Genomic DNA, 22,507 nt, shown 5'->3' on the forward strand with positions numbered 1-22,507 from the left:
CACACCCTTCGGCGTGACTAGTGGCTGTGCCCGTGCCCGTGGTTCTCGATCGCCTCGGCCGGCTTCTCCACGATGGCACTCTCGGTGGTGAGCACCATGCGGGCAACCGAGACCGCATTGACCACTGCCGAGCGGGTGACCTTCACCGGGTCCACGACGCCGTCGGCGAGCAGGTCGCCGTAGGTCAGGGTGGCGGCGTTGAAGCCGTGCCCCTTGGCCGCCTCGGCAACCTTGCTGACCACGACCGAGCCGTCGATGCCGGCGTTGGTGGCGATCCAGAACAGCGGCGCGCTCAGCGCGACCCGCAGCACCTCGACGCCCGTCGCCTCGTCACCGGTCAGCGACGCGGCCAGGGCGCTCAGACCCTGCCCGGCCTGCACCAGCGCGGAACCGCCGCCGGGCACGATGCCCTCCTCGACCGCAGCCTTGGCCGCGTTGACCGCGTCCTCGACCCGGAACTTGCGCTCCTTGAGGTCGGTCTCGGTGGCCGCGCCGACCTTGATCACCGCGACGCCGCCGGCCAACTTGGCCAGGCGCTCCTCGAGCTTCTCGCGATCCCAGTCGGAGTCGGAGTTCTCGATCTCGCGGCGCAGCTGACCGACCCGGGCGGTGATGTCCGCCTCGGTGCCGGCGCCGTCGACGATGGTGGTCTCGTCCTTGGTGACGACGACGCGACGGGCGCTGCCCAGCAGCTCCAGTCCCGCCTCCTTCAGGCTCAGGCCCACGTCGGTGTTGATGACGGTGCCCGCGGTCACGACCGCGAGATCGTCGAGGAACGCCTTGCGACGGTCACCGAAGAACGGGGCCTTGACCGCCACCGCCTTGATCGTCTTGCGGATGGCGTTGACCACCAGCGTGGAGAGCACCTCGCCCTCGACGTCCTCGGCGATGATCAGCAGCGGCTTGCCCGCCTCGGCGACCTTCTCGAGCAGCGGCAGCACGTCGGGCAGCGAGCTGATCTTCTCGCGGTAGAGCAGGATCAGCGCGTCCTCGAGGATCGCCTTCTGGGCGTCGATGTCGGTGACGAAGTACGGCGAGAGGTAGCCCTTGTCGAACTGCACCCCCTCGGTGACGACGAGCTCGGTCTGGGTGGTGGAGGACTCCTCGACCGTGACGACGCCGTCGACCCCGACCCGGGTCATGGCCTCGCCGACCAGGTCGCCGATCTCGGTGTCCCGCGAGGAGACGGTGGCGACCTGCGCGATGGCGGACTTGCCCTCCACCGGGGTGGCCGCGGCGAGCAGCGCCTCGACGACGAGGTCCGAACCCTTGGCGATGCCGGCCCCGAGCGAGATGGGGTTGGCACCGGCCGCGACGTTCTTCATCCCGCCGCGGATCAGCGCCTGCGCGAGCACGGTGGCCGTGGTCGTGCCGTCGCCCGCGACGTCGTTGGTCTTGGTGGCGACGCTCTTGACGAGCTGGGCGCCGAGGTTCTCGAAGGGATCCTCGAGCTCGATCTCCCGTGCGATGGAGACGCCGTCGTTGGTGACGGTCGGTCCGCCGAACGCCTTGGCGAGCACGACGTGCCTGCCGCGGGGGCCGAGGGTGACCTTGACCGCGTCGGCCAGCTGGTCCACGCCCCGCTCGAGGGCGCGGCGGGCATTCTCGTTGAATTCAATCTGCTTGGGCATGGTGTGTAGCTGCTCCTGGCTCTGGAGGGTCCGTCAACGCGATCCGCCCCGGGTCTCCACGAGGAACGGGGACGCCGGGGCGGAAAGCGAGTGGCTTACTTGGAGATGACAGCCAGCACGTCACGTGCCGACAGGATCAGGTACTCCTGACCGGCGTACTTGATCTCGGTTCCGCCGTACTTGCTGTAGATGACGGTGTCGCCTTCCTTGACATCGACCGGGATGCGGTTTCCCTTGTCGGTCACGCGACCTTCGCCAACGGCGACGACGGTGCCCTCCTGGGGCTTCTCCTTGGCCGTGTCGGGGATGACCAGGCCTGAGGCAGTCGTCGTCTCGGCCTCGTTGGCCTGGACGAGGATCTTGTCCTCGAGCGGCTTGATGTTCACGCTCGCCACGATGAGCCCTCCACTTTCAGGGGTTTTGCGCCCGGGGCTGTTCCCCGGACGGGTTTGTTGTTCTTCACGCAGATGGCCCCTCACCTAGCCCCGTCGTCGCGGGTGCCGAGGCCGGGTCAGCGCCAACTAGCACTCTATACATGCGAGTGCCAGCACTCAAGGGCAGGAGCCGCCACCGGACCACCCGCGTCGCACCGGCGCGGTGCCGATAGCGCACATGGGTGACGGGAAGGTGACCTAGAGTCGTCGCCGTGGCAAACATCAGCAGACGTGGATTTCTCGGACTTGCCGGAATGGGTGCCGCGGGCGCCGTCGGCCTCGGAGCGTTCGGCCGGGCCCCGTGGGGGACCTGGTACGCGGCCGCCGACGCGCTCCCCGAGTACCTGGCAGGCACGACCCTCGAGGCCGTCGCCACTCCGCTCGGCGGGTCCGGCTACCGCACCCTGACCGCGGGTCCGGGTTGGCCGATGGTCGTGCGCGGCGAACTGGCCGGCGCCCAGTCCGGACGTGAGGAGCGCCGCCGGGTGCTGGCCTCCTTCGTCCAGCTGACCGACCTGCACATCCTCGACGCCCAGTCGCCGATGCGGTTCGAGTACGTGCACCCGTTCACCGGATCGGCGTTCCGCCCGCACGAGACGCTCACCACCCAGGGGCTGGTGTCCCTGGTGTCCCGGATCAACTCCCTGCGGGGCGGCCCGCACACCGGGCGCGCGTTCGACGCGGTCGTGACCACCGGCGACAACACCGACAACAAGGAGCACGCCGAGCTCGGCTGGCTGCTCACCGCGCTCAACGGCGGCACCTTCATCCCCAACACCGGTGCCGCGGACCGCTACGAGGGCGTGCAGAACTCCGGCGCGGACCTGTACTGGAACCCCGAGTCGTCGATCCAGGACATGTACAAGAAGGCCGGCTTCCCGGAGATGCCCGGACTGCTCGGCGCGGCCCTGCGACCGGTCACCAGCCCGGGTCTGCGCACCCCCTGGTACAGCGTGTTCGGCAACCACGACGACGCGGTCTCCGGCACCCTCCCCAACGGGATCCCGCTGCTCGAGAACATGTACACGGGTTCGCTCAAGATCGAGGCACCGAACTCCGAGCAGGCTCGCGCCATCGGCAGCGCCGCCAGCTCCGATCCGTCCGCCATCCCGGCCCTGCTCAGCGCGCTCACCACCCCGCCCCGCGTGGTCACCCCCGACGCCAGCCGGGCACCGTTCACGCCCCGGCAGTACATCGCGGCGCACCTCGACCCGGCCAACACCGGCCCCGGACCGGTCGGCCACGGCTTCGCTCCCGACGCCGGCGAGTCCGGCATCGGCTACTACTCCTTCGAGATCGCGCCCGGCGTCGTCGGCATCAGCATGGACTCCACCAGCCGCGCGGGAGGCGTCGACGGCGCGCTCGGCGAGGCCCAGTTCCGCTGGATCGAGCAGACCCTGCAGGCAGGCAGCAGCCGTTACTTCGACGACGGCGGCCGACCGGTCACCCAGTCCCGCACGGACACCTACTTCCTGCTCTTCAGCCACCACACCAGCGACACCATGGCCGACCTCACGCCCGACCCGGAGAACCCGGGCGAGCGCCGGTACACGGGCGCCCAGCTGGTCCAGCTGCTCAACCGGTTCCCGAACGTGCTGGCCTGGGTCAACGGCCACACCCACGAGAACCGGATCGCCCCGCGCCCCGGAGCGACGCCGGCGCAGGGCTTCTGGGAGATCAACACCGCCTCGCACATCGACTTCCCGCAGCACGCCCGGATCATCGAGGTGGTCGACAACGCCGACGGGACGGTGTCGCTGCTCACCACGCTGATCGAGTCGGACGCCCCCTACTCGGTCCCGCACGGCGACTTCTCGGCAACCGGGCTGGCGTCGCTCTACCGCGAGCTGTCCTTCAACGACATCCACATGGAGCCGGAGGAGATGGGCGTCTCGGGCGACCACAACACCGAACTGGTGCTGCCGTCGCCGCGCGCCTGACCAGTACGGACGCCGAAGTGCCCGCCGATTGCGCGGGTATTTCGCGTTCGGTACGGTCGGTGCCGTGCAACTGACTCGATTCACAGACCTCGGCCTGCGAGTCGTCATGCGGCTCGCCGTCGCCCCCGGCGGCGGCGGGCTGACCACCAGCCAGGTCGCGGAGGACCTGTCCATCCCCTACACCCACACCGCCAAGGTGGTCGCGCGGCTGAGTGAGCTCGGCATGGTTCAGGCCCGCCGCGGACGCGGCGGCGGGCTCTCCATCACCGACACGGCCCGGCGTACCACGGCCGGCTGGCTGGCGCGGGCGCTGGAGGGCGAGGGTGAGGTCGTCACCTGCGAGGGCGACCGCCCGTGTCCGCTGCGCAACGGGTGCCTCCTGCGGACCGCACTGCGGCGCGCCCAGGACGCGTTCTACGCCACGCTCGACACCGTCACCATCGACGACCTGTCCGCGACGCCCACGCCGTTCACCCCGCTGACCCTCGCCCCGCCCGCACCCGCCGGGACGCCGACCGCCTAGCCCCGCAACTCCCGGCGGCTGCGCCCCAGGCGCACCGCGGCCGCGATGACCCGGACACCGACCGCGAGCAGCAGCAGGTTCCCCACCATCACCGCGGAGACGACGGCCCGGGCCGTCTCGCTGTGGGCGGCGATGTCCCCGAAACCGACCGTCGCGAAGCAGGCCAGGGTGAAGTACAGCGAGTCGATCCTCGACAGCGGCTCGTTGAACGCGCCCGGCGTCACCACCGACATCAGGTAGAAGAGCACGGCGGACGAGAGCAGGTAGGCGGGCACCGTCAGCGCGAGCGCCTCCACCGCCTGCAGCCCCGGATTCGGCACCTGGACGATCCGCCAGATCTGCCACACGCACAGCGCCGCCACGGCCGACCCGCCGAGCAGCAGTCCGAGCCACGCCGCCCCGGACTCCAGCTGCATCGGCAGGGCGAAGTACGCGACGACCAGGCCGACGGCGGTCACCATCGGACGCAGCACGGCCCGACGGATCAGCTTGCGCCGCTCCGCTTTCGGCAGGGTGTCGAAGCGCTCAGCCTGCATCGCCCCGGTCCCTGGACTGGCTCACGGTCACCGAGAGTCCGGGGTCGGTGGCAACGTTGAGCGGGGACGGCAGCGCGCCGCCGGCGATGACGTGCGCACCCAGGGCTGCGATCATCACCCCATTATCCGTGCACAGCCGAGGTTTCGGGATGCGAAGCGTCAGACCCGCGGCCGCACACCGCTCCTGCGCCATCGAGCGAATCCGGGAGTTCGCCGTCGCGCCCCCGCCCAGGACCAGGGTGTCGACCCCGACGTCGGCGGCCGCGCGGACCGCCTTCAGGGTGAGCACGTCGGCCACCGCCTCCTGGAAGCTGGCCGCGATGTCCGGGATGGAGATCGGTTCGCCTGCGCGCTCACGGGACTCGACGTACCGCGCGACCGCGGTCTTGAGCCCCGAGAAGGAGAAGTCGTAGCGGGCGTCGCGCGGGCCGGTCATCCCCCGCGGGAACGCGATTGCCTTCGGATCACCCGTCTGTGCGGCCTCGTCCAGGGCCGGTCCGCCGGGGAACCCGAGACCGAGCAGTCGGGCCACCTTGTCGAAGGCCTCCCCCGCCGCGTCGTCGACGGTGGTGCCGAGTTCGGTGATGGGCCGGCCCAGGTCCTCGACGTGCAGCAGGTGGGTGTGCCCGCCGGAGACCAGCAGCGCCACACACGGCGGCATCGGCCCGTGTTCGAGGGTGTCGACGGCGACGTGCCCGCCGAGGTGGTTGAGCGCGTAGAACGGCACGTCCCACGCCGCGGCGTACGCCTTGGCGGCGGCGGCGCCGACCAGCAGCGCCCCGGCCAGTCCGGGCCCGATGGTGACGGCCAGCGCGTCCGGCTTGGCGATCCCCGCCGCCGCCAGCGCCCGTCGCATGGTCGGCACGATCGCCTCGAGGTGGGCGCGCGAGGCCACCTCGGGAACCACTCCGCCGTACCGCGCATGCTGGTCGACGCTGGAGGCCACCTCGTCCGCGAGCTGCTCGCAGGTGCCGTCCGGGTGCCAACGGACGATGCCGACGCCCGTTTCGTCGCAGGAACTCTCGATGCCCATCACGATCATGGCTGCTGACCCTCCGGCTGTCCGTGCTCAGGCATCCGCCGCATGGTGTACGCGTCGGCGCCGCTGGGCTGGTAGTAGTTTCGGCGTATCCCGGCGGTCTCGAAGCCCTCGCGTCGGTACAGCGCGATCGCGGGTTCGTTGTCGGTGCGCACCTCGAGGAACACCGGCCCGCCGTGGGCGTCGGCCTCGCGCAGCAACGCGTCGAGCAGCAGGGAGCCGGTCCCGCGGCCCTGCAGTGCGGGGTCGACACCGATGGTGTGTACCTCCGACTCCGGGTCCGATGCCGTTCCCAGCAGGGCGATCCCGGCGTACCCGACGGTCGCACCGTGCTCGTCGCGGGCCACGAAGTAGCGGTTGTGCGGCTGTGCCAGCTCGTTCCGGAACGCCTCGGCGCTCCACGGCCCGTCACCGGCGAAGAGCAACTCCTCGAGTTCGGCGCAGCGACCGGCCTCCGCCGCGGTCATCACGACGATCCGCGTGCTCATTTCTTGCGGTCCGCCATCTCCACCGCGTCGGGGCGGCGAAGGTAAAGCGGCACAAGCGGTTCCGGATCGGCGCCGGAATTCAACGCGGCCGCGGCAACCCGGACCAGCGCGGCCGGCGAGGGCGTCTCCACCGGCTCGACGGGCAGGTCGAACAGGTCCACGTGTCCGGCCGAACCTGCCACCGCCACAGAGGGATTCGGGTCCAGGTCGGCCGGTCGGCTCACCTCCGGGCCCGCCACCCGCACCCCCGCCGAGTACCTGGCCCAGTACACCTCGCGGCGTCGGGCGTCGGTGACCACCAACAGGTCTCGGCACAGTGCCGCATCCGAGGCGATGGCGTCGAGGCTGCACACCCCGTGCACGGGGATCCCGAGCGCGTCGGCGAAGGCGGCCCCGGTGGCCATCCCCACCCGCAGCCCGGTGAACGGGCCGGGTCCGCACCCGACCACCACCGCGTCGAGGTCCGCCGGGACGTGCCCGGCCTCGGCCAGGCACTCGAGAATGTGCGGCGTCAGCACCTCCGCGTGGGCACGGGCGTTGACCGTGATTCGGGTGGCCAACGAACGCGGGGTGTCGCCGTCCAGGCGGACCACCCCCGCGGTCACGGCCGGAGTGGAGGTATCGACGGCGAGTACGAGCACGGTCACCGAGGATACCCGCATGTCAGCACCGGTCTCGACGCTCCCCACCGGGCGGGGTCTAGGACACCCATCCCCACTGCGCGGTGCGCACGTCGGACTCGGGTTCGCGGCGCAGCCGTACCAGCAGGTGACGGTCGGCCAGGTGCTCGACCACGCCCTCCCCCCACTCGACCACCACGACCGCCCCGGCCAGGTCGGTGTCCAGGTCCAGCGCGTCGAGTTCGTCGAAGGTCTGGGCGGCACCACCGGCCCCCGCGGCGCCGATGCCCAGCCGGTACGCGTCCACGTGCACCATCGCCACCGGAGCACCGCCGCCGGGCCGCTCCCCCGCGCGGTGTTCCCGGGCGATGATGAACGTCGGCGAACTGACCCGTCCCTGCACGCCGAGCCCGGCCGCGATGCCCCGGGCCAGCGCGGTCTTGCCTGCGCCGAGCGGACCGTCGAGGACCACCAGGTCGCCCGCGACGAGCTCGCGGGCGAGCCGGCGGCCGAACGCCTCGGTGTCCTCGGTGGTGGGCAGCGCGATGCCTGCCGTTGCGGGGTCAGCCACGTGCCTCACTCCGTTCGTCCGTTTCGTACCGGTACACCGCCCGACCGAACAACCGGTCGATCGCGTCGGTGACCCGCATCGGGAATTCCAACTGCACCAGGTGCCCGGCCGAGACCACCCGCACCAACTCCGAACCCGGCAGCGAGGCGGCCATCGACTCCGACTGGCTGAAGGGGATGACCATGTCCGCGTCACCGCACAGCACCAACGCCGGCAGCCCCGCCAGCACCGGCAACGCCGCCGACTCGTCGTGCAGCTCGAGTGACTTCAGGAAGTTCACGATGGTGGTGACCGAGGTGTCGTTGAGCATGCCCTCGGAGAACCGCACCAGGCTCGGGCTGACGTCGGTGCCGTAGGAGGCTGCCCGCAGGATCGGGGAGATCACCGCCCGCGCGGCGCCCCGACCGAACTGGACCAGCCCCGGCGACGTGCGTACCGCGAGCCGGAACGCGTCGATCACCGGGTTGCGCAGGTTGCGGCTCAGTCCGGTCTGGTTCAGCCCCTCTGCCGCCGTGGAGATCAGTCCCACCCCGATCACCCGGTCGGCGAACAGCTCCGGCCGCTGCCGGGCCAACGCCAGGATGCTCATGCCGCCCATCGAGTGCCCGACCAGGACCACCGGTCCGGTCGGCGCCACCGACCGCAGCACCGCGTCGAGGTCCCGGCCGAGCTGGCCGATCGTGCAGCTCGACGCGCTGGGGGTGCCGGACCTGCCGTGCCCGCGCTGGTCGTAGAAGACCATCCGGGCCGAGCTTCCCCAGCGGCGCGCGAGCTGACGGCGCTGGAAGTGCCAGGACTCCATGCGCAGGCAGTAGCCGTGCACGAAGACCACGGTGACCGGCGCGGCGGCGGGCCCGACCTCGCGCACCGCCAGCGGGGTGCCGTCGTCGGCGGCCACGACGGAGCCGCAGTCGGCGTCCATCAGGCCGAAGTCCTCGCGGGCGTAGCGGTCCTTGAAGCCCCGTCGGGCGCGGGCCGGCCCTCGGGCGACCCCGACGCCGGCGAGCGCGCCGAGTCCCGCCGCGGTCACCGCGCCACCGATCAGCCCGGCCCGGCCCAGCGGGTTCACTGCGTCGTCCCGGGTCCGCCGCGGTAGCTGCGGACGACGCGCCCCCGGACCCCGGTCACCACCTCGTAGTGGATGGTGTCGAGCTCGTCCGCCCAGTCCTGTGCGACGGGCCCGCCCCCGTCGCCGGAGCCGAACAGGATCGCCTCGTCGCCCTCGGACACCGGCCCGGGGTCGGCCCCCAGGTCGACGACCACCTGGTCCATGCACACCCGGCCGATCTGCGGGTAGCGCCGGTCCCCGATCTGCACCTCGAACCGCCCGCTCAGCGCCCGCGGGACGCCGTCCGCGTAGCCGACCGGCAGCAGCGCCACAGTGGTGTCGCGGCGGGCCACCCAGGTGTGCCCGTAGGAGACTCCCGCACCGGCCGCGACCTTCTTGACCAGTGCCACCCGCGCCCGCAGCGTCATCACCGGGCGCAGCCCGAACTCGCCGAGCTCGGGCACCGGGGACAACCCGTAGAGCGCGATCCCGGGACGGACCATGTCGAAGCTCAGGTCGGGCCGCGTCAGCACGGCCGCGGAATTGGACAGGTGCACCCGCTCCGCGTGCAGGCCACGCGACGCCGCCCGCGCAACGGCGTGCCGCAGCGCCTCGACCTGGAGGTCGATCACCGGGTGGTGCGGCTGGTCTGCGTGCGCGAGGTGGGTGAACACGCCGCGGAACCGGGTCGCACCCTCGGCCTCGGCCCGCGCCAGCGCGTCGAGCGTCTCGTCGAGCTCGGTCGGTGCGACACCGTTGCGGTTCAGGCCGGTGTCCACCTTGATCGTGACGGTGGCGGTGACGCCGATGCGGCGAGCCGCCGCCGCCACCGCGGCCAGGTGCCGTGGCGAGGAAACCGCGAGCTCGATGCCCGCGGCGATGGCGGGCCCGAAGTCCGCGTCGGTGGTGTGCAGCCAGGACAGCACCGGCGCGTCGATGCCCGCCGCGCGCAGTTCCAGCGCCTCCTCGAGGGTGGTGACACCGAGCTCGGCAGCGCCGGCGGCCAGCGCCGTCCGGGCCACCTGCACCGCGCCGTGGTTGTAGCCGTCCGCCTTGACCACGGCCATCAACGCGGCATCGCCCGCGTGCTCACGCAGCACCCCCACGTTGTGGGCGAGGGCGTCGAGGTCGATCAGGGCCTCCGCCTGCGGCGCCGGTCCGCCCCCTTGCCTCTGGTGGTCGAAAGGTTCGGCACCCGCCGCGGGGACGGATGCCGCGTGGCCGAGCTGGGCAGCGGTAGTCATGGTCCGTCGATCCTGCCATTTTCGGCCGTGCCACCAAAAGGGCACCGCGACGGACGTCTACGTACGGTCCGCGTGCTGGGCGCGCAGGATCCGCACCGCAGCCCTGAGCTGGGACAACAGCGCCCCGGCGGAGATGGGGGCAGCCGTGACCGATCTCTCACCCGCGGCCAGGTTGGCCGCCAGTGCGTGCGCCCGCGCGCCCATAGCCGCCGCCGTCGCCGTCTCGAGACCCGACGCCATCAGGGCGCCGACGATCCCGGCCAGCACATCGCCCGAACCGGGCGTGGCGGCCGCCGAGCCGACCGCGTCGTTGACCAGGACCCGGCCCCGCGGTTCCGCGATCACCGTGCAGCGCCCCTTGAGCAGCACGGTGACGCCCCAGTCCGACGCCAGCCGCCGGGTCGCGCCGAGTCGGTCCGACGCCGGGTCGACGCCGGTGAGCCGGGCGAACTCCCCCGCGTGCGGGGTGAGCAGGGTCGGTGCGCTCCGCCCGGCCACCAGCGCCGGGTCCGCCGCGAGCAGGGTCAGCGCATCGGCGTCGACGAGCACCGGCAGGTCGGTGGCCAGGGCGGCGCGCAGTTCGGTCAGCGCGGCCTCGTCGGTGCCCGCACCCGGTCCCACCACCCAGGCCTGGACCCGACCGGCCACGCCGACCCGCTCCGCCGCGACCACCTCCGGCCATCGCGAAAGCACCTGCGGCGCAGCGGCACCCGCGTACCGCACCAGGCCCGAGGTGGCGGTCACCGCGGCGCCCGCGCAGAGCATCCCGGCACCGGGATACCTCGCACTGCCCGCGACCACCCCGACGACGCCCTGGGTGTACTTGTCGTCGGTGGGACCGGGAACCGGCCAGCGGGCACCGACCTCCGCCGCGGTCAGCGCCCGCGTCGAGGCCGTGCCGGGGGCCAGTCCGATGTCGACCAGTTCGACCCGGCCACACCGAGGTGCGGCCAGCGCGTGCACCGGCTTGAGTGCCCCGAAGGACACCGTGACCTGTGCCGTGACCGCCGGGCCCGATGTCGCCCCGGTGTCCGGGTCCACCCCGCTCGGCAGGTCCACCGCAATGATCGGCGCCGCGACCCGGCCGAGCAGCGCCGCCGCCGGCGGGCGCAACGGTCCGCGGCCCGAGATGCCCACGATGCCGTCGAGCACCAGGTCGGGTTCGCCCAGTTCGGCGTCGGGCCCGCCGGCCACCCGACCGCCGGCGGCGCGCAGCGCGGCCAGGCCGGCCCGGTGAGCGCGGTCCGGATCCAGCAGCACGGCCCGGACTGCCACGCCGCGGCGGCGCAGCATCGCACCGGCCCACAACGCGTCACCGCCGTTGTCGCCGGAGCCGACCAGCAGGGTCACCCGACGTCCGGCAACTCCGCCTGTCCGAGAACGCAACTCGGCCGCCGTCACCCGAGCCAACCCGTAGGCTGCGCGGCGCATCAACGCCCCGTCGGGCAGCGCGGCCAACAGCGGCGCCTCCGCCGCCCGAACCTGGTCGGCCGTGTAGTAGTCCCGCATGCCACCCTCGCCTCTTCCATCGACGACCCCTCGTCGAAACGGTATCGGGTTCCCAGCGGGTCGAGTCAGGTCTAGCCTTGATTCATGCGTGCACCGTCGATGCGCGCGCTCGGAGTCACGTTGGCGTCCGGAGTGTTGCTGACGTCGATGCTCACGGGTTGCGCCCAGAGTCAGCCGACCCAGGCCGCCCAGCAACCGGGCGTGGCGATGGTCGCGAAGAATCGCCTGACCGTGGACATCTCCAACATGCGGTTCAACCCGTCGGTCCTGCGGGTCCGGCTCGGCGACACCGTGACCTGGGAGTTCAACGACCAGGGCACCGAGCACACCGTCACCTCCAACGCCGACGCCCAGGAGGCGTTCGCGAGCGACGTCCAGGGCAGCGGCACCTTCAGCCACACCTTCATCCGGCAGGGCACCAGCCGGTACTTCTGCGAGATCCACTCGAACATGGGCGGCACCGTCATCGTGCGCTGACGTCGTCCTGCGACCCGGCGGGTCTAGCCTGGGGCAATGCGTGCACCCTCGATGCGTGGACTCGGATCCGCCGCGGCGATCGGACTCCTGCTCACCTCGGCCGTCGTCGGCTGCGCCGAGCCGGACCAGCCCGCCCCCGTGCCGGCGGCGAACCCGGACGGCGACCAGACGGTGGTCGTCTCGGGCATGACCTTCACGCCGTCGACCGTCACCGTCCGCGCGGGCAGGCAGGTGACCTGGAATTTCGACGACCGGGGCATCGCGCACAATGTCGCGTCCGGGGCGGGCGCCCCGGAACGCTTCGCGAGCACGATCATGACCGGCGGCAGCTACAGCGTCACGTTCACCCAGCCCGGCACCTACCCGTACACCTGCACCCTGCACGCGAACATGGCCGGCGTCGTCAACGTCGTGCCGTAGTTCCCGCCCCGGGCCCGGTTCCGCCCGGGCCCGCGACGGCTACTCGACCGTGACGGACTTCGCGAGGTTGCGCGGCTTGTCGACGTCGTAGCCGCGCACCTTCGCCACCTCGGCCGCGAACACCTGCAGCGGGACGGTGGACAGCAGCGGTTGCAGCAGGGTCGGCGCGGCCGGGATCTCGATCAGGTGGTCGGCATGCGGCCGGACCATCTCGTCGCCCTCCTCGGCGATCACGATCGTCCGGGCACCTCGGGCCTTGATCTCCTGGATGTTGGAGACCATCTTCGAGTGCAGCACCGCGCGTCCCGTCGGCGACGGCATGATCACGATGACCGGCAGGCCCTCCTCGATCAGCGCGATCGGCCCGTGCTTGAGCTCGCCGGCCGCGAAGCCCTCGGCGTGCATGTACGCCAGCTCCTTGAGCTTGAGCGCACCCTCTAGCGCCACCGGGTACCCGACGTGCCGCCCCAGGAACAGCACGGTCCGGGCGTCCGCGAACTCGCGGGCCAGCTCCCGCACCGACTCGGACGACTCCAGCACCCGCTCGACCAACGCGGGCATCGCCTCGAGGTCCGCGTACTCCCGGGCGACCTCGTCCGGGTACTTGGTCCCGCGCGCCTGCGCCAGCGCCAGACCCACCAGGTAGTTCGCGGTCACCTGGGCGAGGAACGCCTTCGTCGACGCGACCGCGATCTCCGGTCCCGCCCGGGTGTAGAGGACCGCGTCGGCCTCACGGGGGATCTGCGCGCCGTTGGTGTTGCAGATGGCCAGCACGCGCGCCTTCTGGTCCTTCGCGTGCTTGACCGCCTCGAGCGTGTCCGCGGTCTCACCGGACTGCGAGATCGCGACCACCAGGGTGGACCGGTCGAGAACCGGGTCGCGGTAACGGAACTCGCTGGCGAGTTCCACCTCGACGGGCAGCCGCGTCCAGTGCTCGATCGCGTACTTGGCGAGCAGCCCGGAGTGGTAGGCGCTGCCGCAGGCCACCACGAAGACCTTGTCGACGTCGCGCAGTTCCTGGTCGGAGAGGCGCTGCTCGTCGAGGATGATCTTGCCGTCCGCGAAGTGACCGAGCAGCGTGTCGGCGACCGCGGTCGGCTGCTCCTCGATCTCCTTGAGCATGAAGTAGTCGTGACCGCCCTTCTCGGCGGCGGCGAGGTCCCAGTCGATACGGAACGGGCGGCCCTGCGCCTCGGCGCCTGCGAAGTCGGTGATCGTGTAGCCGGCCGGGGTGATCACGACCACCTGGTCCTGGCCGAGCTCGATGGCGTCGCGGGTGTGCTCGATGAAGGCCGCGACGTCGGAGCCGAGGAAGGTCTCGCCCTCGCCGACGCCGACGACCAGCGGGGTGGACCGGCGGGCGGCGACGATGGTGTCGGGGTGGTCGGCGTGGGTGAACACCAGGGTGAAGGCGCCCTCGAGACGCCGCACCACGGACTGTGCGCTGGCGATGAAGTCGCCGGCCGTCTCGCCCTCGGCGTAGGCCCGGGAGACCAGGTGGACGGCCACCTCGGAGTCGGTGTCGCTGAGCAGTTCGATGCCCGCGTGCTCGAGTTCGCTGCGCAGCGGCGCGAAGTTCTCGATGATCCCGTTGTGCACCACCGCAACCTTGCCGGTCGAGTCGATGTGCGGGTGCGCGTTGCGGTCGGTGGGTCGGCCGTGCGTCGCCCAGCGAGTGTGCCCGATACCCGCGGTGCCCACGAAGCGGTCCGCGCCGACCTCGGCCAGCTCCGCCTCGAGGTTCGCAAGCTTGCCCGCCTTGCGCTCGACCGCGAGGCCGCCGGTGCCGTCCAGGATCGCGATCCCGGCCGAGTCATAGCCGCGGTACTCCATTCGGCGCAACGCCTCGACCACCACACCCAGAGCCTGGCGGTGGCCGACGTATCCCACGATTCCGCACATGGTTAGTCAGGGTACTGGGGTTGTCGGCCGCCACCGACCGGCAGGTCCGGACGCCGCGAGTCGGCGGGGTCCGGGCACCGGGCACCGGCGGGTCCCGGCCTACTCCGCGTCGTGCTCCGCGAGGAACTCCGCGAGGGCGGGCCACATGGTGTCGCGCGCCGCCCGGCCGGTGAGCACGCCGAGGTGGCCACCGGGAAAGGCGCCGAACCGAATCGTCGGCGACCCGCCGAGCAGGTCGGTCAGGTGCCGCACGGCGGGCTCCGGTGCCAGCACGTCGCCACTGCCCGCGACCACCATCACCGGCACGTCGATGGCCGCGAGGTCCACCTGCCGGCCACCGATCTGCATGTGCCCGGTCGCGAACTCGTTGGAGCGCATCACCACGTGGTACAGCTGCCCGAAGGTCCGTCCCGGGTAGGCGTACATGCTGTTCATGAAGCGCCCGACCGCCTCGATCTGTTCGAGGTGGTCGCGGTCGTCGAGGTTCGCGAGCACGGTGAACGGCCGGGTCAGGTACTTGTCGAGGCTGGCGGCCTTGAACCCGAGGCTGGTCAGCGGCGCGGGGATGGTGCCGAGCACCCGGTAGAAGGGGGCGACGGTGTACGGGCCGAACACCCGGTCCAGCGGTCGCAGCGTCGCGAACAGCGGCACCTGCCGCAGGTCGAAGGGGCTGGCGATCGGCGTCACCGACTGCAGCGGCAGCTCGGGATGCGCGGCCGCGGCGTATACCGCGAAGATCCCACCGAGCGACCACCCGGCCAGGTGCACGCGGCGGCCGCCTGCGTCGGCGCTGACCACCCGCACCGCGTCCGGCACCACGTCGTCGACCCAGTGCTCGAACCCGCGGTTCCGGTCGGCGAAGTTCACCGGCCCGTAGTCCACCACGTAGACGTCGCGACCCGTCTCCATCAGGTACTCGACGATGCTGCACCCGCGACGCAGGTCGAAGGCCACCGCGGTGGCCGCCAACGGGGTGACGAGCAGCACCGGGGCGCCGGTGGCCTCCCGGCGTGTCGACCGGAAGCGGCGCACCGTGCGGTCGGCGTTCGAGTCGACCACCTCGGACGGTGTCGGCCGCAGATCGGCCAGCCCGTCCGAGCTGATCCGCGCACGCACGTTCGCCACGGCGCGGCCCACGGTCCGGGTCCCCGACTCTGCAATACCCAACACGGTTGGTCCTTCCCCCTCGTGGTCACGACCGGCGTCACCACTGGGCATCGGCTACTCCGGACCCGAGATCGGATACGGTCATCATCGTGGCGCCGAATCCGAAGACCCTGGCCTCCCGACTATCTAAGCGCGGACCGCACCGGGTGCTGCGCGGCGACCTGTCGTTGGCAGGCCAGCCCGGCGTGGTGTACACGCCCGCCGAGGGGTTCTCGATGCCCGTGGTCGCATTCGGGCACGGCTGGATGACCGGCGTGGCCCGGTATCAGGAGACACTCACGCACCTGGCCTCGTGGGGCCTGGTCGTCGCCGCACCGGACACGCAGCGCTCCCCGCTCCCCTCGCACGTCGGTCTGGCGGCCGACCTGCGTACCGCGGTCGACATCTGCGCGGGTGTGCGGCTCGGCCCGGGCAAGATCAGCATCGACCCCAGCCGAGTTGCCTTCGCCGGCCACGGACTGGGCGCGGGCGCTGCGGTGCTCGCGGCCGCCGCACACGGCCCGGCGGCCGCCGTCGCGGCGCTCTTCCCGGCCCCGACCAGCCCGCCTGCGGAGCGGTCCGCGGCCAAGGTCGCGGACCCGGCCCTGATCGTCGCGGGTGCGGACGACCTCGACTCGATGAACTGCAACGCACGGGCCCTTGCGGCGGCCTGGGACGGGCAGGCGATCCTGCGTACCGTCGACGGCGCCTCGGCGGGCGGACTCACCGAGGGCCGCCGACTGTTCGGTGCGCTGGGGCTCGGCGGGTCCGAACGCAAGACGCAGAAGACCACGCGGGCGTTGATCACCGGGTATCTCCTCTACCACCTGCTGGGCGAGACGGAGTACGAGTCCTACGCCCTGCCCGGCGCGGAGATCCCGGGCACCCACGTGGTGGACCCGGTCGCGGCGGAGGATCACACCAGCCAGCTCTTCACCGGGTAGTCAGCACCGGACCGCGGCGGATCGGTGGCCGAGGTCCGGTCGGCCTCGGACCGCTCGTCCGCGCGACGCAGCACCCGACCCGTCGGCGTGGCGGCGCGCGGGGCGAGGCCGGTCAGTGCGGCCACCGTTGCCGCCGACCGCAACTGACGGGACCGCGCCACGGCCGCGAGATTCGCCGCGGTGGCCGAGGCCCTGATTCGCTCCAGCGCCGCGGCATGCTCGGCCAGCAGCCGGGCGGCAGACCCCGAACCGGTCACAGCGGGCCGGCCTCGGCCAGTTCGGCGCCCGAGTCGGGGACGCTCACGCCCGGCTGCTCGGCCGCGGCAAGAACCCCGGGTGCGGGAGGTGCCGGTTCGAGCGGCTGCGGTTCGAGAGTCTGCGGTTCGAGGGGCTGCGGGTCGGGCTGGGCCGGAGCGGTCGGTTCGGGCGGATCGTGATGCGGCCTGTCGTCGGCCGGTGCAGGCGGCGGTTGCGACTCGTACTCGCCGGGTTCGGCGGGCGGCGGGTCGATCGCCCCGGACTCCGCGTCTTCGGTGCCGGGTTCGGTGGCCGGCGGGCCGTCGAGGCCGTCGAGGCCGTCGAGGCCGTCGAGCGCATCCGCCACCAGCTGACGGGCCCCCGCCATCGTGTCCGCGGTCGCGTCGCACAGTGAGACGAAGGCGGCCGACTGCGCCTGCACGTGTGGGACCAGGACCTGCTCCAGCCAGCTCGCGCAGGCCTGCGCGAGTGCGAGGCCCGGGCCGGAGGCCCCCGCTACCATCAGGTCCACCTCCGGTTGGGCGTGCCCGCCGACGTCCGGGGCGTCGAGAGTGGCGGCCATCTCGGCCGATGCCGCGCGCGCGGCGCGCGTCACCTCCGCCGCCTCCGTCATCGCCGCGTGCACCGACGCGACCGCCGCGCACTCCGTTCGGGCGCGCTCGAGGTGACCGGCGAACCGCTCTCGCGCGGCCTCCGCGGCGGCCCCGTCCCAACCGGCGTCGAGCCGCCGCAGCAGTCCCTCCTGTGCCGCGCATTCCGCACGGAGTACTTCGAGGGCGGCACCGACCGCGGTGGCGTCGGCCTCCGCCCGTGCCAGTTCCCTGTCCCATTCCGCTCGGCGGGCCAGCAGCTGTGCGCCGGTGACCTCGAGCGGCACCCGCGCGGCTACGGGTGGGAGGAACGCCGCGAAGTACCCGCGTCCGTGGCCGGCCGTCACCGGTGGCTGCTGTCGATGGCGAGCGCGAGGTCGGCGTCCTGTCGCACGTAGCGCTCCACCGTGTCGGTCAACCGCCGCGCGTCGTCCGCGGTCACCGCCGACCAGGCCCGCACGCGGCGCGCGAGCTGATCGAGGCCGCGGGCACCGAGCGCACCGGCCGCCTCGTGCACGACACCGGCCGAGACAGAGAGTCCGTCGGCGACCGCGCGCAGCGTCACCGCATCCAGCTGCACCTGTTCGTCCACTGGCCGCTCCCGTCGCCGAACACTCCCGTCAGAGGTTCAGACGCAACGGTGGCGGTGGGGGTTCCGTCGCCGGGACCGTCGACGGGCCTAGATCGAGGAGACGTGATCCGCGAGGTGGTCCGCGAGCTTGCGTGCGAGCTCGATCTCCGCGGCCTCGACCATCACCCGAACCAGCTGCTCGGTTCCCGACGGCCGCAGCAACACCCGGCCGGCCGCCCCGAGCTGAGACTCCGCCTCGGCGACCGCTGCCAACACGGTGGGTGCCACGGCAACCGCGGCCTTGTCGCTGACCTTCACGTTCACCAGCACCTGCGGCAACGTGACCATCACGGCGGCCAGCTCCGCCAACGGCTGGCGGGTCTGCGCAATCCGGCCCATCAGTCGCAGGCCGGTGAGGACGCCGTCCCCGGTGGTGCCGAATCCCGGCAACACCACGTGGCCGGACTGTTCGCCGCCGAGGCTGTAGGAACCGCTGCGCAGCTCCTCGAGCACGTACCGGTCCCCGACCGCGGTGGTACGGACCTCGATGCCGGCCTCCCGCATCGCGATGTGCAGACCAAGGTTGCTCATCACGGTGGCCACCAGTGTATTGCCTGCCAACTCGCCGGCCTCCCGCATCGCCAGCGCCAGGACGGTCATGATCGCGTCGCCGTCGACGACCGTACCGGTCGCGTCGACCGCGAGGCACCGGTCGGCGTCACCGTCGTGCGCGAGCCCGAGGTCGGCGCCGTGCTCGAGCACCGCGGCCTGCAGCACGTCGAGGTGGGTCGAGCCGCAGCCGTCGTTGATGTTGAGACCGTCGGGGTCGGCGTGGATCTCGATGACGGTGGCACCGGCGGCCCGGTAGGCCTGCGGCCCCACGTCGGACGCGGCGCCGTTCGCGCAGTCCACCACCACGGTGAGCCCGTCGAGTCGGTGGGTGGTCGCGCCGGCGAGGTGCGCGAGGTAGAGCTCGGCGGCGTCCTCGGACGTCGTGACCCGACCGATGCCGGCGCCGGTCGGCCGCGGGATCAGGTCGTGGTCGGCGATCGCGGCCTCGATCCGGTCCTCGGACTCGTCGTCGAGCTTGTGCCCACCGGCCGCGAAGATCTTGATCCCGTTGTCGGGCATGGGGTTGTGCGAGGCGGAGATCATCACGCCGAGTGCGGCGCCGTAGACGCCCGTCAGGTGCGCGACTGCGGGGGTCGGCAGCACGCCGACCCGAATCACGTCGACTCCGGCGGCGGTGAGTCCGGCGGTGACCGCGGCCTCGAGCATCTCGCCGCTGGCCCGGGGGTCGCGTCCGACGACGGCGGTCGGTCGCGGTGCGCCCCGCTCCGAGAGCGCGAGCACCGATGCGGCGGCGCCGGCGATGCGGAGCGCGAGTTCCGCGCTCAGTTCCGCATTCGCAAGACCGCGTACGCCGTCCGTACCGAACAAGCGACCCATGAATCAATCCCCTCGTGTTTGCCTACGACAAGAGCAGGCGTCCGGAACTGCCGGACGCCTGCTCTTGTCTGTGAACAGGTGCCGACACCGACCCTGGGGTCGATGTCGGCGGCACATCAGCGCTTGGAGTACTGCGATGCCTTACGGGCCTTCTTCAGGCCGTACTTCTTGCGCTCGACGGCGCGGGCGTCACGGGTCAGGAAGCCGGCGGCCTTGAGGGCCGGGCGATCCTCGGGGGTGACCTCGATCAGGGCCCGGGCGATGGCCAGACGCAGCGCGCCTGCCTGTCCGGACGGACCGCCACCGTGCAGGAGCGCGGTGATGTCGAAGGACTCGGCGCGCTCGACGAGCACGAGCGGCGCCTTGATGAGCTGCTGGTGCACCTTGTTGGGGAAGTAATCCTCCATGGTGCGGCCGTTCAGCTTGAACTCGCCGGTGCCCGGGGTGAAGCGGACGCGGACGACAGCTTCCTTACGACGGCCGACGGTCTGCACGGGACGGTCGATGTAGATCGGGGCAGGCGCGACGACCTCGACCTCGAACTCCTCGACGATCTCGGGCTCGCCCGCAGAGGTGAACTCCTCCACGACGGTCTCCTCGACGACGATCTCGTCGTTGGACACGTTCTGCTCTTCCGGCGCGGTCACTGTGCCACCTGCTTGATCTCGAACGGAACCGGCTGCTGCGCGGTGTGGGGGTGGGTCGGGCCTGCGTAGACCTTCAGCTTGCCGGCGATGGCGCGGCCGAGCTTGTTCTTGGGGAGCATGCCGGTGATGGCCTTCTCCACGAGGCGATCGGGGGTCCGCTCCAGGACCTCGCCGACGGTCCGCGACTTCAGACCACCCGGGTAACCGGAGTGGTTGTAGAGGAGCTTGCCATCGCGCTTGTTACCGCTGATGGCAACCTTCTCCGCGTTGATGACGATGACGAAGTCGCCGCCATCGATGTGCGGGGCGTAGGTGGGCTTGTGCTTGCCGCGAAGCAGATTCGCTGCCTGGACGGCAAGGCGGCCGAGCACCACGTCAGTGGCGTCGATGACGTGCCACGAGTGGGTCACATCTCCGGCCTTCGGGGTGTACGTAGACACAGAACTTCCTCGTCATATCGTATAGCTGCTGGCCAACGCGCACGGTGCGGATGTTCCCGGCGGCCAGTGGAGACCCAGGAACCCGTGATACGGACGGCACGCGAGTGCCGCGTCGTAACGCACGCCGACTGCGTACCTTACCGCCCAGGTCAGGGCTGGGTCAAAGCGAGACCGAGGCATGGCGCGGCCTCGCCCCGGGCCCCGCCCACTACCGACCGAGCGTGTCCGCCAGTTGCGCTACCGCCCAGGTGATCTCGTCACGTTCGATCACCAGTGGCGGCGCCAGACGGATGGTGCCCTCGTGCGCGTCCTTCGCCAGGATCCGGCGGGCCAGCAGGCGTTCGCAGACCACCCGGGCGGACGGCTGTCCGGGCGCCAGCTGGACGCCGGCCCACAGCCCGCGGCCGCGCACCTGTGTCACCTGCTCGGCAGGCAGCTCACGGAGCAGGCCGTGCAGGTGCGCGCCGAGTTCACGGCTGCGCCGCTGGCACTCCCCTGTCTCGAGCATCCGCACCACCTCGGTAGCGACCGCGCAGGCCAACGGATTTCCGCCGAAGGTGCTGCCGTGCTGGCCGGGGCCGATCACCCCCAGCACCGATCGGTCGGCCACCACCGCGGACACCGGGACCAGGCCGCCGCCGAGCGCCTTCCCGAGTATGTACACGTCGGGCACGACGGCCTCGCCGTCGCACGCGAAGGTGTCACCGGTCCGCCCCAGTCCGCTCTGGATCTCGTCGGCCAGGAACAGGATCGAGTGCTCGTCACACAGCGCGCGGACCGCCCGCAGGTAGCCGTCCGGCGGTACCAGCACCCCCGCCTCGCCCTGGATCGGTTCGATCAGCACCGCCACGGTGTTCTCGGTGATCGCCGCGGCCATTGCCGCCACGTCGCCGTACTCGACGGTGCGGAAACCCGGCGGGTACGGCCCGAACCCGTCGTGCGCATCGGGATCTGTCGAGAAACCCACGATGGCGATCGTCCGGCCGTGAAAATTGCCGGCACAGGTGATGATCTCCGCCCGGTCCGCCGGCACACCCTTCACGTCGTAGCCCCACCGTCGAGCCAGTTTGAGTGCGGTCTCAACGGCCTCCGCACCGGTGTTCATCGGCAGTACCGCGTCCTTGCCGCACAGGCTGCTCAGCGCCTCGCAGAAACCAGCGAACAGGTCGTGTTGAAACGCCCGGCTGGTGAGGGCGAGCCGGCCCAACTGCGCTCGTGCGACGTCGACCAGTCGTGGGTGCGCATGGCCGAAGTTCAAAGCGGAATAGCCGGCCAGGAGGTCCAGGTAGTCGACGCCGTCGATGCCGCGCGCCCACACCCCCTGCGCGGACTCGAGCACCACCGGCAACGGGTCGTAGTTGTGGGCGCTGTGCGCGGCCGCGCGGGCGAGTTCTTCCAGCGTCCGGTCGGTCACCGGCACCCGTGCCGCGGGCTCGGTGGTCACGGGATCGATGTTCATGTCCGCTCCCCACCCCGAGGTGGCCAGGAGGCCGGTAGCGCCGGACCCCGCATGGCAGTCCAGCCAGTATCCGCGCCGCGCCGGACCCGCGCAACGCAACGCAACGCATCGCATCGCCACAGCCCACCGTCCCGGGATCGAATGAACGGAAGCGTTCATTCGATGCAATCGAATGAACGGCACATTCACTCGCCCGGCAACGGCAGCCGGCGAGAGGCGGGAAGCGGCGAGCGCGCCGTCCGGTACCCCGGAAACACGAAAATCCCCCACACCACCACCCCCACACAGGGGTCGCGGCACGAGGGCACACCCGACACGAACAAGACAGAACAGGGACTCGCAGCCAACCGACACCCGTCCCCGGGGGCCGCCGGACTCCCGGACGACCACATCCGAACCGAGTGAACGGCACATCCACTCGATGCAATCGAATGAACGGAACCGTTCACTCGATGACACCGGAGGGCTGGCACCGTGGCCGACGGCCGAGCGCCGGCGGTACCCGGGCCGCACAAACACCCCCGGAAACGCGAAATGCCCCGCACCACAACCCCCCAAGAGGAGTCGTGATGCGAGGCATTCGCAAATTATGTTCGGCGGTGTCCTACTCTCCCACACCCT

Annotated in this window: 24 protein-coding genes; 5 read left to right on the plus strand and 19 right to left on the minus strand. The window is 71.5% G+C overall.

Annotated elements, in window-relative coordinates; translation table 11 throughout:
- Positions 1–17: 17 nt before the first annotated feature.
- The gene (gene groL / locus ACFO6S_RS03020; RefSeq protein WP_378413963.1) at positions 18–1,631 is read right to left on the minus strand and encodes a chaperonin GroEL; all 1,614 of its coding nucleotides are present in this window, start codon (positions 1,629–1,631) and stop codon (positions 18–20) included.
- Between the two features lie 95 nt (positions 1,632–1,726).
- A complete protein-coding gene (gene groES / locus ACFO6S_RS03025; protein WP_027501788.1) occupies positions 1,727–2,026 on the minus strand; it encodes a co-chaperone GroES in 300 nt (99 codons plus the stop codon).
- Positions 2,027–2,277: 251 nt separating this feature from the next.
- On the opposite strand from groES, the gene ACFO6S_RS03030 reads away from it, so the two are divergent.
- Positions 2,278–4,005 (plus strand): TIGR03767 family metallophosphoesterase, encoded by a 1,728-nt coding sequence (locus tag ACFO6S_RS03030; RefSeq protein WP_378413965.1) that lies wholly within the window; start codon positions 2,278–2,280, stop codon positions 4,003–4,005.
- 64 nt (positions 4,006–4,069) lie between these two features.
- Complete coding sequence (locus tag ACFO6S_RS03035; RefSeq protein ID WP_378413967.1) at positions 4,070–4,528, plus strand: RrF2 family transcriptional regulator; 459 nt, start codon at positions 4,070–4,072, stop codon at positions 4,526–4,528.
- On the opposite strand, the gene ACFO6S_RS03040 is transcribed toward ACFO6S_RS03035, so the two are convergent.
- From ACFO6S_RS03040 to ACFO6S_RS03075, 8 genes are read right to left on the minus strand one after another with little or no spacing between them, the layout of a single operon-like run.
- Positions 4,525–5,064, minus strand: a complete 540-nt coding sequence (locus tag ACFO6S_RS03040) for a potassium channel family protein (RefSeq protein ID WP_378413969.1) — start codon at positions 5,062–5,064, stop codon at positions 4,525–4,527. The genes ACFO6S_RS03035 and ACFO6S_RS03040 overlap by 4 nt on opposite strands.
- On the minus strand, positions 5,054–6,106 hold the full coding sequence (gene tsaD / locus ACFO6S_RS03045) for a tRNA (adenosine(37)-N6)-threonylcarbamoyltransferase complex transferase subunit TsaD (protein WP_378413971.1): 1,053 nt from the start codon (positions 6,104–6,106) through the stop codon (positions 5,054–5,056). Before tsaD ends, ACFO6S_RS03040 begins: the two co-directional genes overlap by 11 nt.
- Complete coding sequence (rimI, locus tag ACFO6S_RS03050) at positions 6,103–6,591, minus strand: ribosomal protein S18-alanine N-acetyltransferase (RefSeq protein WP_378413973.1); 489 nt, start codon at positions 6,589–6,591, stop codon at positions 6,103–6,105. The genes tsaD and rimI overlap by 4 nt, the downstream gene beginning before the upstream one ends.
- The gene (gene tsaB, locus ACFO6S_RS03055) at positions 6,588–7,232 is read right to left on the minus strand and encodes a tRNA (adenosine(37)-N6)-threonylcarbamoyltransferase complex dimerization subunit type 1 TsaB (RefSeq protein WP_378414085.1); all 645 of its coding nucleotides are present in this window, start codon (positions 7,230–7,232) and stop codon (positions 6,588–6,590) included. Before tsaB ends, rimI begins: the two co-directional genes overlap by 4 nt.
- A 58-nt stretch (positions 7,233–7,290) precedes the next feature.
- Entirely contained in the window at positions 7,291–7,782 is a 492-nt protein-coding gene (gene tsaE, locus ACFO6S_RS03060) for a tRNA (adenosine(37)-N6)-threonylcarbamoyltransferase complex ATPase subunit type 1 TsaE (RefSeq protein ID WP_378413976.1), read from the minus strand.
- Positions 7,775–8,851: an alpha/beta fold hydrolase gene (locus tag ACFO6S_RS03065; RefSeq protein WP_378413978.1), complete on the minus strand. Its 1,077-nt coding sequence runs from the start codon at positions 8,849–8,851 to the stop codon at positions 7,775–7,777. Before ACFO6S_RS03065 ends, tsaE begins: the two co-directional genes overlap by 8 nt.
- Positions 8,848–10,074: an alanine racemase gene (alr, locus tag ACFO6S_RS03070; RefSeq protein ID WP_378413980.1), complete on the minus strand. Its 1,227-nt coding sequence runs from the start codon at positions 10,072–10,074 to the stop codon at positions 8,848–8,850. Before alr ends, ACFO6S_RS03065 begins: the two co-directional genes overlap by 4 nt.
- Before the next feature lie 57 nt (positions 10,075–10,131).
- Positions 10,132–11,583: an NAD(P)H-hydrate dehydratase gene (locus ACFO6S_RS03075; protein WP_378413982.1), complete on the minus strand. Its 1,452-nt coding sequence runs from the start codon at positions 11,581–11,583 to the stop codon at positions 10,132–10,134.
- Positions 11,584–11,667: 84 nt separating this feature from the next.
- On the opposite strand from ACFO6S_RS03075, the gene ACFO6S_RS03080 reads away from it, so the two are divergent.
- Positions 11,668–12,060 (plus strand): cupredoxin domain-containing protein, encoded by a 393-nt coding sequence (locus ACFO6S_RS03080; protein WP_378413984.1) that lies wholly within the window; start codon positions 11,668–11,670, stop codon positions 12,058–12,060.
- Positions 12,061–12,096: 36 nt separating this feature from the next.
- A complete protein-coding gene (locus ACFO6S_RS03085; RefSeq protein WP_378413986.1) occupies positions 12,097–12,480 on the plus strand; it encodes a cupredoxin domain-containing protein in 384 nt (127 codons plus the stop codon).
- A 39-nt stretch (positions 12,481–12,519) separates the two neighbouring features.
- Here the strand turns inward: ACFO6S_RS03085 and glmS are convergent, their stop codons facing one another.
- Positions 12,520–14,382: a glutamine--fructose-6-phosphate transaminase (isomerizing) gene (gene glmS, locus ACFO6S_RS03090; protein ID WP_378413988.1), complete on the minus strand. Its 1,863-nt coding sequence runs from the start codon at positions 14,380–14,382 to the stop codon at positions 12,520–12,522.
- A 99-nt stretch (positions 14,383–14,481) separates the two neighbouring features.
- Complete coding sequence (locus ACFO6S_RS03095; RefSeq protein WP_378413990.1) at positions 14,482–15,552, minus strand: alpha/beta fold hydrolase; 1,071 nt, start codon at positions 15,550–15,552, stop codon at positions 14,482–14,484.
- An 86-nt stretch (positions 15,553–15,638) separates the two neighbouring features.
- Here ACFO6S_RS03095 and ACFO6S_RS03100 point away from each other — a divergent pair, with 86 nt between their 5' ends.
- Positions 15,639–16,472, plus strand: a complete 834-nt coding sequence (locus tag ACFO6S_RS03100) for a poly(ethylene terephthalate) hydrolase family protein (RefSeq protein WP_378413992.1) — start codon at positions 15,639–15,641, stop codon at positions 16,470–16,472.
- Here the strand turns inward: ACFO6S_RS03100 and ACFO6S_RS03105 are convergent.
- The 7 genes from ACFO6S_RS03105 to rocD all read right to left on the minus strand — a co-directional run bounded on the left by ACFO6S_RS03105 (position 16,445) and on the right by rocD (position 21,886).
- On the minus strand, positions 16,445–16,729 hold the full coding sequence (locus ACFO6S_RS03105) for a hypothetical protein (RefSeq protein ID WP_378413994.1): 285 nt from the start codon (positions 16,727–16,729) through the stop codon (positions 16,445–16,447). The genes ACFO6S_RS03100 and ACFO6S_RS03105 overlap by 28 nt on opposite strands.
- On the minus strand, positions 16,726–17,667 hold the full coding sequence (locus ACFO6S_RS03110) for a hypothetical protein (protein ID WP_378413996.1): 942 nt from the start codon (positions 17,665–17,667) through the stop codon (positions 16,726–16,728). Before ACFO6S_RS03110 ends, ACFO6S_RS03105 begins: the two co-directional genes overlap by 4 nt.
- Positions 17,664–17,912, minus strand: coding sequence for a hypothetical protein (locus tag ACFO6S_RS03115; RefSeq protein ID WP_378413998.1), 249 nt, complete (start codon positions 17,910–17,912; stop codon positions 17,664–17,666). Before ACFO6S_RS03115 ends, ACFO6S_RS03110 begins: the two co-directional genes overlap by 4 nt.
- Before the next feature lie 87 nt (positions 17,913–17,999).
- Positions 18,000–19,340 carry a phosphoglucosamine mutase gene (gene glmM / locus ACFO6S_RS03120; protein WP_378414000.1) on the minus strand — a complete coding sequence of 447 codons (1,341 nt, stop codon included), beginning with the start codon at positions 19,338–19,340 and terminating at the stop codon, positions 18,000–18,002.
- Between the two features lie 116 nt (positions 19,341–19,456).
- A complete protein-coding gene (gene rpsI / locus ACFO6S_RS03125; protein WP_378414002.1) occupies positions 19,457–19,987 on the minus strand; it encodes a 30S ribosomal protein S9 in 531 nt (176 codons plus the stop codon).
- Positions 19,984–20,427, minus strand: a complete 444-nt coding sequence (gene rplM / locus ACFO6S_RS03130) for a 50S ribosomal protein L13 (RefSeq protein WP_378414004.1) — start codon at positions 20,425–20,427, stop codon at positions 19,984–19,986. Before rplM ends, rpsI begins: the two co-directional genes overlap by 4 nt.
- A 208-nt stretch (positions 20,428–20,635) precedes the next feature.
- The gene (rocD, locus tag ACFO6S_RS03135; protein WP_378414006.1) at positions 20,636–21,886 is read right to left on the minus strand and encodes an ornithine--oxo-acid transaminase; all 1,251 of its coding nucleotides are present in this window, start codon (positions 21,884–21,886) and stop codon (positions 20,636–20,638) included.
- Between the last annotated feature and the right edge of the window lie 621 nt (positions 21,887–22,507).

The sequence above is a fragment of the Rhodococcus kronopolitis genome, from assembly GCF_042654025.1.
GTDB classification, from domain to species: Bacteria; Actinomycetota; Actinomycetes; order Mycobacteriales; family Mycobacteriaceae; genus Rhodococcus_G; species Rhodococcus_G kronopolitis.